At 52.9% G+C, this 14,855-nt stretch carries 16 protein-coding genes; 9 read left to right on the top strand and 7 right to left on the bottom strand.

The genetic code is table 11. From position 1 onward, the window contains the following. The first annotated feature begins 512 nt into the window (after positions 1-512). From FJ695_RS14385 to FJ695_RS14365, 5 genes are all read left to right on the top strand, one after another. Positions 513-1,382: an ABC transporter substrate binding protein gene (locus FJ695_RS14385; protein ID WP_168206372.1), complete on the top strand. Its 870-nt coding sequence runs from the start codon at positions 513-515 to the stop codon at positions 1,380-1,382. An 88-nt stretch (positions 1,383-1,470) separates the two neighbouring features. Beyond that, positions 1,471-3,555 carry a S9 family peptidase gene (locus tag FJ695_RS14380; protein ID WP_141186101.1) on the top strand — a complete coding sequence of 695 codons (2,085 nt, stop codon included), beginning with the start codon at positions 1,471-1,473 and terminating at the stop codon, positions 3,553-3,555. Positions 3,556-3,684: 129 nt separating this feature from the next. Continuing rightward, on the top strand, positions 3,685-5,277 hold the full coding sequence (locus tag FJ695_RS14375) for an ABC transporter substrate-binding protein (protein ID WP_141186100.1): 1,593 nt from the start codon (positions 3,685-3,687) through the stop codon (positions 5,275-5,277). A gap of 262 nt (positions 5,278-5,539) precedes the next feature. Beyond that, positions 5,540-6,604 (top strand): hypothetical protein, encoded by a 1,065-nt coding sequence (locus FJ695_RS14370; protein WP_141186099.1) that lies wholly within the window; start codon positions 5,540-5,542, stop codon positions 6,602-6,604. 290 nt (positions 6,605-6,894) lie between these two features. Continuing rightward, positions 6,895-7,251, top strand: coding sequence for a hypothetical protein (locus FJ695_RS14365; protein WP_141186098.1), 357 nt, complete (start codon positions 6,895-6,897; stop codon positions 7,249-7,251). A 51-nt stretch (positions 7,252-7,302) separates the two neighbouring features. Here the strand turns inward: FJ695_RS14365 and FJ695_RS14360 are convergent, their stop codons facing one another. Then, complete coding sequence (locus FJ695_RS14360; protein ID WP_141186097.1) at positions 7,303-8,214, bottom strand: LysR family transcriptional regulator; 912 nt, start codon at positions 8,212-8,214, stop codon at positions 7,303-7,305. Between the two features lie 102 nt (positions 8,215-8,316). On the opposite strand from FJ695_RS14360, the gene FJ695_RS14355 reads away from it, so the two are divergent. The 3 genes from FJ695_RS14355 to FJ695_RS14345 are packed head-to-tail and all read left to right on the top strand — an operon-like array spanning position 8,317 to position 9,283. Beyond that, positions 8,317-8,640, top strand: a complete 324-nt coding sequence (locus FJ695_RS14355; RefSeq protein WP_141186096.1) for a putative quinol monooxygenase — start codon at positions 8,317-8,319, stop codon at positions 8,638-8,640. Next, entirely contained in the window at positions 8,637-8,858 is a 222-nt protein-coding gene (locus FJ695_RS14350) for a DUF2798 domain-containing protein (RefSeq protein WP_141186095.1), read from the top strand. Before FJ695_RS14355 ends, FJ695_RS14350 begins: the two co-directional genes overlap by 4 nt. A 26-nt stretch (positions 8,859-8,884) precedes the next feature. Next, positions 8,885-9,283 carry a RidA family protein gene (locus tag FJ695_RS14345; RefSeq protein WP_141186094.1) on the top strand — a complete coding sequence of 133 codons (399 nt, stop codon included), beginning with the start codon at positions 8,885-8,887 and terminating at the stop codon, positions 9,281-9,283. A gap of 62 nt (positions 9,284-9,345) precedes the next feature. Here the strand turns inward: FJ695_RS14345 and FJ695_RS14340 are convergent, their stop codons facing one another. From FJ695_RS14340 to FJ695_RS14320, 5 genes are all read right to left on the bottom strand, one after another. Next, positions 9,346-9,822 carry a GNAT family N-acetyltransferase gene (locus FJ695_RS14340; protein WP_141186093.1) on the bottom strand — a complete coding sequence of 159 codons (477 nt, stop codon included), beginning with the start codon at positions 9,820-9,822 and terminating at the stop codon, positions 9,346-9,348. 26 nt (positions 9,823-9,848) lie between these two features. Further along, a complete protein-coding gene (locus tag FJ695_RS14335; RefSeq protein WP_141186092.1) occupies positions 9,849-10,781 on the bottom strand; it encodes a cytochrome c in 933 nt (310 codons plus the stop codon). Between the two features lie 43 nt (positions 10,782-10,824). Continuing rightward, positions 10,825-11,283 (bottom strand): cytochrome c, encoded by a 459-nt coding sequence (locus tag FJ695_RS14330; protein WP_141186091.1) that lies wholly within the window; start codon positions 11,281-11,283, stop codon positions 10,825-10,827. Between the two features lie 233 nt (positions 11,284-11,516). Beyond that, complete coding sequence (locus FJ695_RS14325; RefSeq protein WP_141186090.1) at positions 11,517-12,119, bottom strand: superoxide dismutase; 603 nt, start codon at positions 12,117-12,119, stop codon at positions 11,517-11,519. Between the two features lie 133 nt (positions 12,120-12,252). Further along, complete coding sequence (locus tag FJ695_RS14320) at positions 12,253-13,116, bottom strand: DUF6159 family protein (protein WP_209010663.1); 864 nt, start codon at positions 13,114-13,116, stop codon at positions 12,253-12,255. 208 nt (positions 13,117-13,324) lie between these two features. Here FJ695_RS14320 and FJ695_RS14315 point away from each other — a divergent pair, with 208 nt between their 5' ends. Next, on the top strand, positions 13,325-14,005 hold the full coding sequence (locus FJ695_RS14315; protein WP_141186088.1) for a thermonuclease family protein: 681 nt from the start codon (positions 13,325-13,327) through the stop codon (positions 14,003-14,005). A gap of 30 nt (positions 14,006-14,035) precedes the next feature. Here FJ695_RS14315 and FJ695_RS14310 read toward each other — a convergent pair whose 3' ends face one another. Further along, the gene (locus tag FJ695_RS14310; RefSeq protein ID WP_209010662.1) at positions 14,036-14,800 is read right to left on the bottom strand and encodes an ABC transporter substrate-binding protein; all 765 of its coding nucleotides are present in this window, start codon (positions 14,798-14,800) and stop codon (positions 14,036-14,038) included. Positions 14,801-14,855 lie beyond the last annotated feature (55 nt).

Raw genomic sequence — 14,855 nt, 5'->3', positions numbered from 1 at the left:
CTACTTAGAGTAGGTTAAGCCAACTTAAATCCGGCCAATCGAATTGTATGTATTTTTGGAAATAGGGAGCAGCCACTGCCCCTTCGCAGCTGCGCAAAGGCCGTCCATTTGAGCTGCAAATTCTGGGAAACAGGCTTCGCATTCGGCGAGAACCCGAATGAAGCTCCATCACGAAATCCGACCACACCCTAACGAATTGATCGAGAGTACGGTCTAGGGTCAGTTATTGTGATGGTTTGAAAGCGGACGCAAAACACTATTTCTCAATAAAAGACATTATACTATGCATTGATAACAACTCCAAATAACACAAAAGTAACAGCAATTGGGAATAAACCAGACAAAATGGTACCCAAGTCGCCAAAGATACGCCATCATATAACAGACAAGTCATACTGTTATTACAACTTAATGTCGAAGGAGCATACTTGAAAATTCTATTCAGAATTTTGACAGTATTCTCATTTTTGCTGGTCTCTAGCGCTTGGGCGGATGAGACCAAATCCATTTTGATGCTTACGTGGCGCGGCATCACTCCGGCAGAACAAGGTTTCAAGTCGAAATTGGCCGAACTGGGATTTGAGGTGGAATACGAACACTTTGACTCAGAAAGAGATGTGACCAATCTCGCTGGTTTTTTGCGAGAGAACCGAAAAAGAATTGCGCAGAAGGACCTCATTTACACATTCGGGACAACAACCACAGTCACCGTGCAGAACTTCGACATCGGGAATATCCCTCAGGTCTTCAATATTGTTACGGATCCTGTCGGTAACGGGATCACCTTCTCAATTGAGACGCCGACCAACGGGGCTACCGGCGCAAAACTTTCCTTATCGGCAGACGCGATCCTGCAACTCGTTGAAAAAATTTATCCCTTCAAGACGATTGCAGTCCTTTTTGATCCACGCGAAGTCAACGCCACACACGAAGCAGACAAAGTCTTGATGGCCGCGGAAGCTATGGAAAAACAGGCAACCCTGCTCCGCCTCATACCGGACAATGCAGATCTGGAAACTCAGATCGCGGCTTTGAAGCCACAGATTGAAATCGTCGATGTCGTCTATGTCGCGTCAACCTCGTCTTTCATGACCCAAGGCGAACTGTTGCGCCGGATCATACCAAACGACACTGTGAGCGTCGGTTCGTCTCCTGCTATGGTCGACCGCGGTATTTCATTGTCGTTTGGAGAAAACTACTGGAACCGTGGCGAGGCGGCTGCAGAAGTCGCGGCCAAGATTTTGCGCAACGGCAAACTTCCAAACCAAGTGCCAATAAACGAGATCGTACCCGATGAGGCGACAATCTTCGTCAATCGCAGCACCCCAGCCGGTGAAAAACTGAATTTGAAAAACCTGCCCAACAAAATCCAAGAAAAATAGCAACTGCTGGCAGAATGGGTTTGCAAGCCTTAGCTCCCACTCAATCCCATACTTGCCTTGCCTATCCAAACACCTTACCTCCGGTTTTATGAAAAACGATATGCGCCCTCCTCGCGCCCAAGCGCGTGCCACCCAAATTGAAACCCACGGAATCACGCGCCAGGACGATTACGCCTGGCTGCGCGCCGACAATTGGCAGGAGGTCATGAAAGATCCAACTGTCCTCGACGGCGACATTCGTGCCTATCTGGAAGCGGAAAACGCTTATCAAGATGCGCAGATGTCTGAGACAAAGCCGCTGCAGGACACGCTGTTTTCCGAGATGCGCGGCCGCATCAAGGAAGACGACAGTGCTGTTCCCTCCCCCGACGGTCCCTATGCCTACAGCCTGAAATATGAAACCGGCGGTCAGCACCCGATTTTCTACCGCACCCCGCGCGATGGCGGGCAAGAGACCGTCATGGTCAATGGCGATCAGGAAGCGGATGGCAAGGCCTATTTCAAAATCGCCGGAGCCAGCCATTCTCCTGATCACAAGCTGCTTGCCTGGGCTTATGACGATAAGGGGTCTGAGTACTTTTCGCTCCAGTTCCGCGATCTAGAAAGCGGCAAAGACCTGGCGTACTCCATCGAGGATACCGGCAGCGGCGGTGTGTTTTCCGCGGACAGCAAATTCGTCTTCTATGTCCGTCTGGATGCCAACCACAGGCCCTCAAAACTTTTCCGCCACGAAATTGGCACAGACCCAGCAAGCGATGTTCTGGTTTACGAGGAGAAAGACGCCGGGTTCTTCATGGGCGTCGGCAAAACCCAGTCCGGCGACACGATCGTCATCGACATTCATGATCACGAAACGTCCGAAGTCTGGATGATACCGTCAGATCAGCCGACTGCTGATCCGGTACTGATTGCCCCGCGCCAGACCGGGATCGAATACTCCATCGATGATCATGGTGATCAGCTCTACATCCTCACCAACTCAGACGATGCAGAAGATTTTAAGATTGTCACAGCCCCCAAAGCCAATCCGGGCCGGGACAACTGGCACGATCTGGTACCACACAAAGCCGGCTGCCTGATCCTGTCCCATTGCGTCTACAAGTCCTTCATGACCCGCTTGGAACGGGAAGACGGTTTGCCACGGATTGTCATCCGCAATCTGGAAAACGGTAGCGAACACTCCGTTGCCTTCGACGAGGAAGCCTATTCTCTCGGCCTCTCCGGTGGATACGAATTCGATACCGACACGATCCGGTTCTCCTATTCTTCGATGACGACACCGGCGCAAACCTTTGACTACAATGTCAAAACGGGCGAGCGTGTGCTGCGAAAGGAACAGGAAGTGCCGTCCGGCCACACAGCCAGCGACTATGTCACCCGGCGTTTGATGGCACCGGCGGCAGACGGAGAAACTGTTCCGGTTTCAATCTTGTACCGCAAAGACACGCCCCTGAATGGTTCTGCGCCGCTGCTGCTTTATGGATATGGTTCTTATGGAATTTCCATCCCGGCCAGCTTCAACACCAATTGCCTCTCCCTCGTCGACCGGGGATTTGTCTATGCAATTGCTCACATCCGCGGCGGCAAAGAAAAGGGCTTTGGCTGGTACAAGGCTGGACGGCGCGAAAACAAAAAGAACACCTTCACCGATTTCATTGCAGCTGCCGATCATCTGGTTGCGGAAAACTTCACAGGCTATGACAAGATCATTGCGCAAGGCGGATCTGCCGGCGGCATGCTGATGGGGGCAATAGCCAATCTGGCACCGGAGAAGTTCGCCGGCATCATTGCCGAAGTGCCTTTCGTCGATGTGCTGGCAACGATGTTGGATGACACCTTGCCGCTCACTCCGCCGGAATGGCCCGAATGGGGCAACCCAATCACCGACAAAACAGCATATGAATACATTGCCTCTTATTCGCCCTACGACAACGTGGAAGCCAAGGATTATCCGGCGATTCTGGCCCTGGCCGGACTGACAGATCCGCGCGTCACCTACTGGGAACCGGCCAAATGGGTCGCAAAATTGCGGGCGACCAAAACCGGTGACAGCCTCTTGATGCTGAAGACCAATATGGATGCCGGCCATGGCGGCGCCTCAGGACGTTTCGACAGGCTGAAGGAAGTCGCGCTTGTGCAAGCTTTTGCCTTGAAGATTGCAGGCAAAGTCTAGCTGCACTCCCGTTCATCACACGCTTGTGAAATGAATGCCGGGTCTGGAAACAGATCCGGTATTTCTTTTATCTGCAAGTCGCTTAGGCTAGTTGCAAAGTGATCACAAAGACAATCAGGCAGGGATGTTATGACCCGTACATTTTCCCAGCGGCTGTGTTATGCGGCTGGCTTTACACTTACCAGTCTTCTTCTTGCGACCGTCTCGACGGCCCATAGTGCCGAGTTGCGCTGGTCCTCCCCGACCGATCCGCAGACGATGGACCCGCATGCGGTCAACTCCGCGCCTGTGCTTGGCTTTTTGAACAATGTCTATGAAGGCCTTGTCCGGCGCGGCAAATCTATGGAGATAGAGGGATCTCTGGCCGAAAGCTGGGAACCGATTGGCACAGACGGTTGGCGGTTCAACCTGCGTAAAGGCGTCAAGTTCCATGACGGTGCGGACTTTACTGCAGAGGATGTGCTGTTCTCCTACCAGCGTGCCTCCTCAGAAGAAGCCGACACCAGTTCCTGGTTCTCGCCAGTCAAAAGTGTCGAGGTCGTCGATGACTATACGGTTGATTTCCTGACACACGCGCCGAACCCCATTTTTCCAGATTCCATCGCCAACTTCATGATCCTGGACAAAGGCTGGGCCGAGGCCAACAACGCCGTCCGCCCAGCCAAGGACAGTGAAACTTATGCGACCTTGAACACCAACGGCACCGGTCCATTTAAAATCACAAGCCGGGAACCAGGTGTTCAGACGGTTCTGGAGCCTTTCGACGGCTGGTGGGACGCCCAAGAGCATAATCTGACGAAGGCAACCTTCCTGCCGATCGCCAATCCTGCGACAGCCGTGTCGGGCCTCCTCTCCGGCCAGGTGGATTTGATTAATCCGGTTCCGGTTCAGGACGTTGACCGAATCTCGGGTGATTCAAACCTGAAACTCCATCAGGGCATTGAAGCCCGAGTGATCATGCTCGGTTTTGGTCATAACCACAGCACCTTAAAGTACTCAGAGGAAACCAGCGACCAAAACCCGTTCCAGGACGCCCGGGTGCGCATGGCGGCACAAAAGGCTATCAACGCTGAGGCATTGGTCTCAAAGATCATGCGCGGAAATGCAGAGCTGGCCAGCCAACTGGTTAGCCCACAGATGAAAGGCTATAGCAAGAGTGCGGCGGATCGTTTTGGATATGACCCGAAAGCGGCAAAGGCGCTTCTTGCGGAGGCAGGTTATCCGGATGGATTTTCCTTTGGGCTCAAATGCCCGAATGACCGCTACATCAACGATGAAGCACTGTGTAAGGCGATGGCCGCAATGCTGACGCAGGTCGGCATGCGGGCTGATCTGAACGCCATGCCTGTGCGCAACTATTGGCCGGAGCTTAGAGCCGGCAACTTCGATATGTATCTTTTGGGCTGGTCACCAGGCACCTTTGATGCCGAGCACCCGATCCGGTTCCTGGTGACCACACCAAACAAAGAAAAGAAACTCGGCAGCTGGAATTTCGGTGGCTATTCGAATGCGCGCGTTGATGAACTCCTGCCGCAGATTCAGAAGGAAATCGACCCGTCAAATCGGCAAGCGATGCTTGATGAGGTCGCCCTCACTGTCCGCGACGATGTGGTTTATGTGCCTCTCCATGTCCAACCACTTTTGTGGGGGTCAAAGAACACTATCGACCTCACCCAGCGGGCCGACAATTTCCTGATGCTACGATGGATTACCGTCAACTAAACGCTTCCGAAATCAAAACAATCATGAACCGGCGCACCTTGCGCCGGCTCCCCTAAAGTAGAACGAACCCTTCCCAGCCTTGATAAATTTCATTTAATCTCAAGACTACTTATGGTTTTCGAAAAACTCTTAGAAACAATAAGATTACAAATTTTTCATTACGACAGTTTAATTTGAACTCGCTCGACCTCCTCCCCAAGTCAGAACTGTCAATACCGGACCAAGACGTCCAGTCCGATGGATTTTGCGGAGGAGAAATAGCTTGTCATATCAGCCAACAACCCCGTTGCCCTTGGCAATAAACACTGCGCCCGTTATGCCGCTGGAGTTCTATGTCCCGCCAGGGCCGCCGGGAGATCAAGGGGTAAATAGAAACACGTCGCCCTTCCTGACCGACCTCGATGAGTTCAGCTGGACGGCGCCCGAGGGGTTAGAAGTCTCGACCAACCCTGTTGAATTCAATGATCTGCCGTTCCTAAACCTCGATCCTTACAATCTCGAAGGCAAGGACAACCTGCCGACGGGCGATCTCACCAAAGGCCCTCACGGGAGTATTTCTGCGCAGGTTGATGTCCAGAACGGGCACGGTGAGCAGCAAGTGAATTTCGGCCTCGAGATGGAGAATTACACCTACCGGACGGAATACGGACAGATCGACATACTGACGCTTGCCGAGGAGCGAACAACAGAGGTCAAGACCATCAACTTCAATGGCCAAGAAGTCGCGGTCGAGTATCAATCCGGCATTGCCCAAGAATTTGGAGGCAGCTTCTACGACCAGCAGTTCAGAGAGCTTTATGTCGAGATGGCTTTCGAGACCGGTATGGCAATCCAGGCAGAAGCCTTCGATGCAAGTGGCAATCCGATCATGACCGCATTCGGATACGAACAAATGCTCGAGGTTTACGGGGAAGCCATCGATTACGGCATTCAAAGCTTCGAAATGATCTTTGAACTCGGTATTGATCTGCAGCTGAACGACTTCGGCATGTACGAAATGACCCTGTCCGTCGTATTCGAAGGCGAGATCGCTTACATGAACGGCGCGGAGCGGATCTATGAATTTGCAGACGAGCTGTTTTTCATGTTCTCCGATCAGGAGCAAATCGACTTCAACCAGATCCCTGCCGGGTTATACAATGAGATAGACCGCTTTGCTGCCGGCATGGGCGATGCTTGGGGTGGGATGGAGATCCTGAACGCCCAGTTGGAAGCGATTTTCCTACAGTTGAAAGAAGACGGGCATTACCAATCCTGGGACGATGTCGATCAGGGATTGGACAACCCGTTCGACTTCAATGTTCCACCGTCAGACTGGCTGACATAATAGGCGGGCTCACCATCCTTCGGACAAGTTATTAAACAGCTTTTACAAACAACAAGTGACTCTGTCCGCCTTTGCCCGCCTTACCTATTCCCACCTTTTTCGGACCGCTGCTTCTGGCACCGGTCCGTTCTTTTGTTAAATGACTTCATATTGGTGCCAAACGAGATCGCGGTTGCACAATAGCTTTTGACGTTTTGATCAGATCTTTGTACGACGGGATTCCGTTTTTAAACTCATCTCGCTGACAGAGATGAAGCCCACGATTGCCTGAGGTCTTAATGCCGTATTTTATGAGCAAAACACAAAAAGCCGGAAAAAGATCTGGGCTGGTTACGGTCTGCGCGCTGGCGTTCGGCCTGTCTGCTTGCCAGATCCAATCACCGTCTGATCTCTTGTTTGGCTCAACATGGGATACGAGCCGGGCCAATATTCCCAATACCTACGGCACCCAATACGACTGCCGGACGTTCCAGGGTTCTGGCTGGAAGGGAATCGCCGGCGGCCGGTCCAACGATTTGGACCAGGGAATGTCGGTTTCTGTAGCAGGTTGTTTTCATTCACTGGATGAGTGTCAGGCTTTCCTGGCGCTCATGAGCAGCTACCTCTACTTTCAAGAGTATATGCGCTGCAATCCGCACACTGCATGATGTTTGGCCTGAGACAAATTAAGTCATCTTTTGGCTTTGGTGGATTGTGCTTTATTCAGCTTCAGGAATTTCACCCTGAAAAATCCGCTGCTCAAGCAAGTGCTCTTGCATGAAATCCCGCAGGCACTTTGCGCGCGCACTTAATAAACGCCCGGTTGGCCAGACTGCATAAATATCCCGTTGCTGGCCGCGCCAATCTGGCATGACCGGGACAAGGCGGCCCGCTTTCAGCGATTTGGCTGCCTCCGTAACACCCAACAAACAAATGCCGAACCCGTCTTCGGCAAATTGCCGTACCAAACTAATGTCATCAACAATGACGTCCCCGGCCAAATGCAACTCTGCCGCTGCGCCGGACCGCAGATGGCTCAGGCGCCAAGATGGGATGGTGCGGATTGCAATGATGTCATGCTGGTCGAGTTCGTCCGGCGTAGATGGCTGTCCTCGGCGTTCAAGATAGGACGGAGCGGCCATCAGCAGAGTAGAAATTGTTCCGATTTTCTTTTGAAAGAGCCGTTCGTCGTTTTGAGGTCCGATCCGCAAGGCTAGATCGATCCGTTGTTCCCACAGATCGATGTTGAAATTGCTCAAGCGTAAATCCAGCCGGATGCCAGGATACGCGCGCATGAAGTCCGACCACATCGGTTGGATAGGACCAACTGAAATATTGGTGGGTGCAGCAACGACCAGAGGCCCGCTCAATTGATGAAGATCTGAACTCAAGTTGCGCGCTGTAAGTTCGGCTTGCTGCACCAACTCCGCAAAGGCCCGATAGTAGGCCTCCCCTTCAGCTGTCAGAGCGAATTTCCGGGCTGACCGATGCATCAACTGCAGCCCGAGGCGTTCCTCCAACCGCTTCAGCCGGCGCGTCACGGTCGCGGCCGGCAAATCAAGGGCTGCCCCAGCGCCCGCAAGGCTCTTGGCTTGGGCAACATGAACAAAGAGCGCAATATCGTCTAACATGATTTCATTTTTGGAATTTATACTATCGAAATTCAAGACTTACCATAATTACCGGAATTTATATATCTCCTCCTGTGACGCAACCCCACGCAGGAGATTTTTATGGGTCAGTATTTTATCAGCGCCGGAATAGAGTTGAGCCAGGGCGCGAACCTTCAACAAGCAGAAACAGAATTGCGGGACCTGGTCACCAAAACCCAGGAAGAGCCCGGTTGCATCTTGTTTGAAATCCGGCAGAACCTGAAGGACCGGACAAAATTCACACTTTGGGAATGCTGGACAGATCCGGAGGCGCTGGCTGCACACTTTAAGGCTGAGCACACCAAAGCCTATCTGGCAAAGAACCTCACCGAAGTTCGTTACATTGAAGAACTTGGAGAAATCGGCGACCTGACATTTGCGAAGAGCCAGTTGGAACACGCATGATCCAAAGGCTGATTGCAACATTCTTCATGTCATTCGGACTGTCTTTTTTGATGTCGTGCTGGGTGACGTTTATCAACTTGGGCTGGAGCGATGAGTTTTTCAGCCAATGGATGGCTGCGTTCCGCCTGGCCTGGCCCGCCGCTGCAGTCATCGCTTTTTTCATGGCTCCACTGGTTCAGAACGCAACCAACTACATCGTGCGACGCCTCCCAGGTTAGTGCCCTCAAAAAAGGTTAGAGAACCAATGATCCCTCTTCGCAATAATATCCCCGAACTTGGACCGGTTATCGGTCCTTATACGCACGCTGTTTTCCATGGAAACACACTTTATACTTCCGGCCTCACCGCCTTTGGTACGGATAGCCAAGCCAAGGCCGCTGGCGCACAGGCCAGTGCCATTCTCGATCAGCTGACGGTTCTGGCCGAAAGCTGCGGCTCTTCTATGAAACACTTGGTGAAAGTCACCGTATTTGCCGTTGATCCAGCCGACATTCCGGATGTTCGGGATGTGCTGACAGAACGCTATGGAAAGGCTGTCCCAGCCAGTTCCTTGGTTTTGGTCAGCGGTCTGTTTTCACCAGATCTGCGGCTGGAGATGGAAGCGATTTTCGCTCTGGAATCGTCTTCACAGCCGATGGCCTAACAACATCCTCACGATTAAGTCAGGTGCGGCGGTCCCGCCGCACCGCATACCAAAAGCGTCTATCAGAGGACACACTGAAAGAACACGGTCTCTCTGATCGGCGTCTCGTAATAGGCTGGGATTTCTTCAAAACCAGCTTGTTTGTAGAGCTTGATTGCGCCTGTCATGGTCGGCAACGTATCGAGCTTCATATCTGTATACCCGGCGTTTCGGGCAAGCTTCATGATACGTTGAACGAGGCCAGCGCCTACCCCAAGACCTCTCGCTTCCGGCACAACATAAAGCCGTTTCATCTCACAGCTGCCAGCCTCACCAAACGGACGCAGACCCACGCAGCCTAAGCTCTCTCCCTTATCGTTTTTAGCCAGGAGCAATGCGCCGTTCGGCGCCGCATATTTGCCCGGGAGGCTTGCGAGTTCTTCTTCAAACCCTTGATAAGACAGATCAATGCCAAGCCAATCGACATAAGCGCGGAACAGACCTTTTAGATCCTCAAGATCCTGAACAGTATCAACACTGAAAATGGAGTATCCGGTCATTCCTGCTGAGCTTTTTTCTTGGAGTTTTATTCTGAGGTCGCTGAAACTGTCGGAATGGCTTTCAGGTAAGCGGCAATGGCTGTCCGGTCGTCCGCGGACAAATACGCCATATTCTCTTGAACCGACACCATCTCCCCGCCGACGGAATCATAGTCTGGCGTAAAACCGCTTTCCAGATAATAGGCGATATCATTGGCGCTCCAGGATCCAAAGCCGCCCGCAACCGGTGTGATATTTGGAACCTTTCCATCGCCGGTCGCAGCTGGTGCTCCGCCGAGCCAATCCGCGAGCTTCAAACCGCCGGCCAGATTCCTCGGCGTATGGCATTCACCGCAATGCCCAGGCCCTTCAACGAGATACCGGCCACGGTCCCATAGCGCCCGATCAACATCCTCTGCGCCAACTGGACTGGCAATCACCGGTGCCGGATCCAAAAACAGCCGCTTCCAGAGCCCAACCCCGCGCCTGACATTAAACGGGAAAGCCAGTTCATTCGGCCCAGCTTTGCCAGGGATCGCAGGCAGCGTTTTCATAAACGCAAACAGATCGCTGATATCCGCAAGATCCATCCTTGCGTAGGAGGCATAAGGAAAGGCTGGATAATAGTTGCGGCCGTCGGGCGATGTTCCGTGTGTCATGGCATTTGCAAGATCCGCCAATGACCAACCGCCGATCCCGTCCTCAGGATCTTGTGAAATATTCGGCGCGACAAAGACGCCAAATGGCGTTTCGAGGCGCAGGCCGCCGCCAAGATTGAGTTTTTCATCTCCCTTGGCGCCTTTAGCCGCATGGCAAGAGCCGCAGCCGGAAGCCCAGAATATGGACTCGCCTTTAGCCGGATCGCCATCCTTGAGTTGCGCAATATCCATCTGACTAAGACCGGTTGGTGCAGAGAGAAACCATCCAGCCACCCCCGCGATCAGGCCCAGACCGATCACGGCAATAATTAGCTTTTTCATGACATCTCTCCCCCGATCCCCGCAAAAGCAGAAAGTTCAGAGCCTATTTCTTGACCCTGTAGCCCTCATGGCACGCCTTACAGGTGCCAAGAACCGGACCAAAAGCTGCTTTGAACGCATCAATATCCGCCGGTCCTGCTTTACCGGATGCGGCAACAGCCTTTTCTGTGGCCATGGCAAACTTCGCCAATTCGGCGTCAAAGCCGGCGCGGTCACTCCAGATCGCCGGTGCAGCTTCTGTGTTACCCGAGGTGGAGCCATCCGGAAAGTAGCTGCCGAAAGTCATGGCAGCAGCTCTCATGGTTGCAATCGCTGCCTTGCCGGCCGCTGGTGTATAATCCAGTTCGCCTTTCATCATTCCGCCGCCAAGACCTGCCGCTGCGCCCACTGAGGACATCACCGCTTGCCGGGTCTTGATCGGATCATCCGCGGCTTGCGCCACGCCAAGTCCAGCTACGATTGCAATCGATACAACAGACAAGCACTTCGAAATGGTCCGCATAGTCCTCTCCCTACTGACACATATCAGGTCACCTCAGCGGCATAGGGTTTAGATGCGTCAATCCAAACCTGATCTGTGCCGCGGAGCTAGCTGAACGGAAAGTTGCACCTGTTGCAAGCACACAAGTGTAACAATTCTTATCAAGAATTGGTGCGTAGGCCCTCTGACCTTAAAACGAAAAAGCCCCTGGCTTCAGAGGAAGCCAGGGGCTAATCGTCAACCAAAATCCAAGATTACTTGGTTGCGGCTTCGTACATTTCCAGGACGTAGTCCCAATTGATCATGTTGTCGATGAAGGCTTCCAGGTACTTCGGACGCGCGTTGCGGTAGTCGATGTAGTAGGAATGCTCCCAAACGTCACAGCCCAGGATCGGGCTTGCGCCGTGAACCAGCGGGTTTTCGCCGTTCGGGGTCTTCATGATTTCAAGTTTGCCGTCCTTGACTGCGAGCCATGCCCAGCCAGAACCGAACTGGCCAACGCCAGCTGCAATGAAGTCCGCACGGAACTTATCAAAACCGCCAAGATCGCTATCAATGGCAGATGCTAGCGCACCCGGAAGGGCGGTGCCGCCACCGTCTTTTTTCATCCATTTCCAAAAATGAATGTGGTTGTAGTGCTGGCCAGCGTTGTTGAACAGCGGAGCGTTCTTGCCGTAGCTCTCTTTGACGATGTCTTCCAGAGACTTGCCTTCCAAGCCACTTCCGGCGAGCAGTTCGTTGCCTTTGGTAACATAAGCCTGGTGGTGTTTGTCATGGTGAAACTCGAGAGTTTCAGAAGACATATACGGGGCCAGCGCGTCATATGCGTACGGCAGATCGGGCAATTCGAAAGACATGGCAAACTCCTCAAGTGTTCTATGAACAACGGCGCAGACCGAGACGGCCGCTTACCGTGTTGAGCCGCAAAATAGGATCGTCATCTACGCTCGGCAAGGCACGTTTTGAAAATAAAGAAAATTTTTCTTTGTTTTATCGCTTGTCCGGCTGGAACGCATTCCGGATCAAACGGGAATCAAAGTTGAGCGGCATCTCCCCCTCGACTGCGTAGATGTAAAGCGCAGCGCGCAAGATCGCACTGAGTGTGGTCACGACAACAGCCCCGGCCAGGATCAAAGTCACGCCAACGGTGGCCAACCCGCTACCCAGGGCCGGGTTTTGCTCAAACGAAAATATCCCCATCATGAGGATAGGTATCGCCACAATGGAGACCAGTAAATTCAGAGCTCCCAGACCAATGTGCCCAACCAGCGCCTCACCCCAGGTTTTTCGAACGGCTTGGACTGACCGCTTTATTGCGGTCACCGGACCGACACCGTCCACCACCAAAATCGGAACGGCGAAATACGTGGCAACAGCCCAACCGGCCCCGATCAGCTTAATGAAGAAGCGCATCAGGCCCTTCAACCGGCTTTCAAGAAGCTGCAAGATCCAACCAACAAATGCGGTCACCAACGCCCAGAGCAGGATCTGTGGAAGTCTGCGTACGGACAGGCTGAGGCCATCCATGACCGTCGGATCGCCACCGGCAAATCGGATCAAAGCACAACAAAGAAGTGCTGCGTTGAAAAAGATCATGATGAAGTAGTTGACGAAAAGGAAAACGAAAATCAGCGCCCAAAACCTTGGATCCTGATCCGGTTGTTCGTTGTCGAAGATGCTTTGGAAGAAAGCCTGAAGTTCGGGCGTTGTGTAAATCACCCAACCTCCAGAGCCAATCACAAGAGCAAGTGCCAAAGCGCTCATGATCGGAAACAACAGCATCTCCTTATCCAGGAGCAGCACTTTCCAGCAAGCCGCCCCAAGCGCCAGGGCCCGTTCCAGTTTCTCGATCATGCGTGGTTCCGTTCCGCCGTTCAAACCGACGGTGTACGAAACCACATCTTCCGTTAAGGAAGACCGAAGACCTAGATTTCACAGTTTTGTTCTCTCCGCGTCCATCCACAGACAAAGGCGGCCACGACGGTCAAGTCTATTGTTCCGATGATGAGACCAAGGCAGGCTTTCATCTATTAGATCATTTGATTCGTAGAGTTTTTCGAATATGCGCAGTGTTTTACATGGCACGGTGCAGCCAATCCTGTGGCTGATTGCTGTTACGATTATCGCCGTGCCGCAACCCCAACAGGTCCGAGCGGCTGACGTTCGGGTTGTTGACGGAGACACGCTCGTCTTAAACGGAGAGCGTATTCGCCTTGAAGGGATTGATGCCCCAGAACTGGCCCAGACCTGCCTCACGTCTTCGGGCAAAATCTATCGATGTGGCCTTGCCGCAAAGGAACACCTGCAATCCCTGACCAGAGCCGGTGAAGTTACATGCACAGGGGTTGAAACGGACGCCTATGACCGAAGGCTTGCCACGTGTTTTTCAGCAGGGCAGAACCTGAATAAGGCTATGGTCGCAGACGGTCAGGCGTATGCATTCTTGAGATATTCCGATGCCTATCAGACTGAGCAGGAAACGGCACGATTGAACGGCAACGGCCTTTGGGCGGGGATTGCCGTAGCCCCGTGGGATTTCAGGCAGCAAAAATGGCAGACCTCAGGAACCAAAGCCCCGGAAGGCTGTCCGATCAAAGGAAACATTTCTGCAAACGGCCGGATTTACCACACGCCCTGGTCTCCGCATTATGCACGGACAAGGATCAATGAATCCGCAGGCGAGCGCTGGTTTTGTTCGGAAGACGAGGCCATTGCTGCTGGTTGGCGCCCGCCACTCAGCTAGCTAGCCGACCAGGAAGTTACCTGTGCCCTGCTAATCCGTCGCAACCGCTTCCGGAATTTTTTCAAGGTTTTGATTGAAGAGGTCCCTGGCGGACCGTCCCGCTGCAGAGTTCTCAAAGCACACGTACAGACCGTGATTGACAAGCAGTTTTTCGTGAAATTCCAGACTATCAGCGACAAAGGCAACGCCAGGATCCTTCGCTTTTAGATACTCAAACACGTGTTTGTCGATAACAATTGCCTCAGCCCGGCGAGCAGCGATTTTCAGGATGTTTTGAGTATCGTCTTCGGCGAGTTCCGCAGCAATCTCACCTTCTGCGATCATCTCATCCAATTTCGCCTCATTGACATATCCACGGACGACGCCAATCACGAAGGACTTCAAATCGTCATGGGTAGCCCAATCGAAGGAGCTACCTTTAGGCGTTAAAAAGCCGACTGGACTGTTGCCAAAGGACTTGGAAAAAAGGCACCGTTCGCCGCCACGTTCCGCATCAATCTCGGCGGAGTAATACTCCGGATAGACGCCGACCCATTGAGGATCGTCCGCGGCGAGTTTGATTGCCCGGTTCCATGGAAAGACTTGAACCTGAACATCCATTCCGGCCTTTGCAAACGTAGACCGAACTGTATCGGTATTCGGCCCCTCACCTGTCTGCTCGACATAAGGAGGCCAATGCAAAGTGGTCAGCTTCAACCGTTCGGCTGCCGCCAGCGGACTGGTTGCCCAAAGAACAATCGCAATGATCAGCATCACTGTGCGCATAACGTGTAGCGGGCAACCACCCTTCTTCATTTCAAGTTCCGCAACCGGAGCCCCACCCCAAGCACTGCTCCGGCTGGAACGAGCC

This window comes from Labrenzia sp. PHM005, from assembly GCF_006517275.1.
Lineage (GTDB): Bacteria > Pseudomonadota > Alphaproteobacteria > Rhizobiales > Stappiaceae > Roseibium.
Note: the sequence above shows the minus strand (reverse complement) of the source record. Positions and strands in the feature narration are given on the sequence as shown.

Bases quoted from the DNA above. Each gene is read 5' to 3' on its own strand.
- FJ695_RS14315 (WP_141186088.1), top strand. From the start codon at position 13,325: ATGCGCAGTGTTTTACATGGCACGGTGCAGCCAATCCTGTGGCTGATT.
- FJ695_RS14340 (WP_141186093.1), bottom strand. From the start codon at position 9,822: ATGACCGGATACTCCATTTTCAGTGTTGATACTGTTCAGGATCTTGAG.
- FJ695_RS14365 (WP_141186098.1), top strand. From the start codon at position 6,895: ATGAGCAAAACACAAAAAGCCGGAAAAAGATCTGGGCTGGTTACGGTC.
- FJ695_RS14310 (WP_209010662.1), bottom strand. From the start codon at position 14,800: ATGAAGAAGGGTGGTTGCCCGCTACACGTTATGCGCACAGTGATGCTG.
- FJ695_RS14360 (WP_141186097.1), bottom strand. From the start codon at position 8,214: ATGTTAGACGATATTGCGCTCTTTGTTCATGTTGCCCAAGCCAAGAGC.
- FJ695_RS14335 (WP_141186092.1), bottom strand. From the start codon at position 10,781: ATGAAAAAGCTAATTATTGCCGTGATCGGTCTGGGCCTGATCGCGGGG.
- FJ695_RS14350 (WP_141186095.1), top strand. From the start codon at position 8,637: ATGATCCAAAGGCTGATTGCAACATTCTTCATGTCATTCGGACTGTCT.
- FJ695_RS14380 (WP_141186101.1), top strand. From the start codon at position 1,471: ATGAAAAACGATATGCGCCCTCCTCGCGCCCAAGCGCGTGCCACCCAA.
- FJ695_RS14330 (WP_141186091.1), bottom strand. From the start codon at position 11,283: ATGCGGACCATTTCGAAGTGCTTGTCTGTTGTATCGATTGCAATCGTA.
- FJ695_RS14375 (WP_141186100.1), top strand. From the start codon at position 3,685: ATGACCCGTACATTTTCCCAGCGGCTGTGTTATGCGGCTGGCTTTACA.
- FJ695_RS14325 (WP_141186090.1), bottom strand. From the start codon at position 12,119: ATGTCTTTCGAATTGCCCGATCTGCCGTACGCATATGACGCGCTGGCC.
- FJ695_RS14345 (WP_141186094.1), top strand. From the start codon at position 8,885: ATGATCCCTCTTCGCAATAATATCCCCGAACTTGGACCGGTTATCGGT.
- FJ695_RS14320 (WP_209010663.1), bottom strand. From the start codon at position 13,116: ATGATCGAGAAACTGGAACGGGCCCTGGCGCTTGGGGCGGCTTGCTGG.
- FJ695_RS14355 (WP_141186096.1), top strand. From the start codon at position 8,317: ATGGGTCAGTATTTTATCAGCGCCGGAATAGAGTTGAGCCAGGGCGCG.
- FJ695_RS14385 (WP_168206372.1), top strand. From the start codon at position 513: ATGCTTACGTGGCGCGGCATCACTCCGGCAGAACAAGGTTTCAAGTCG.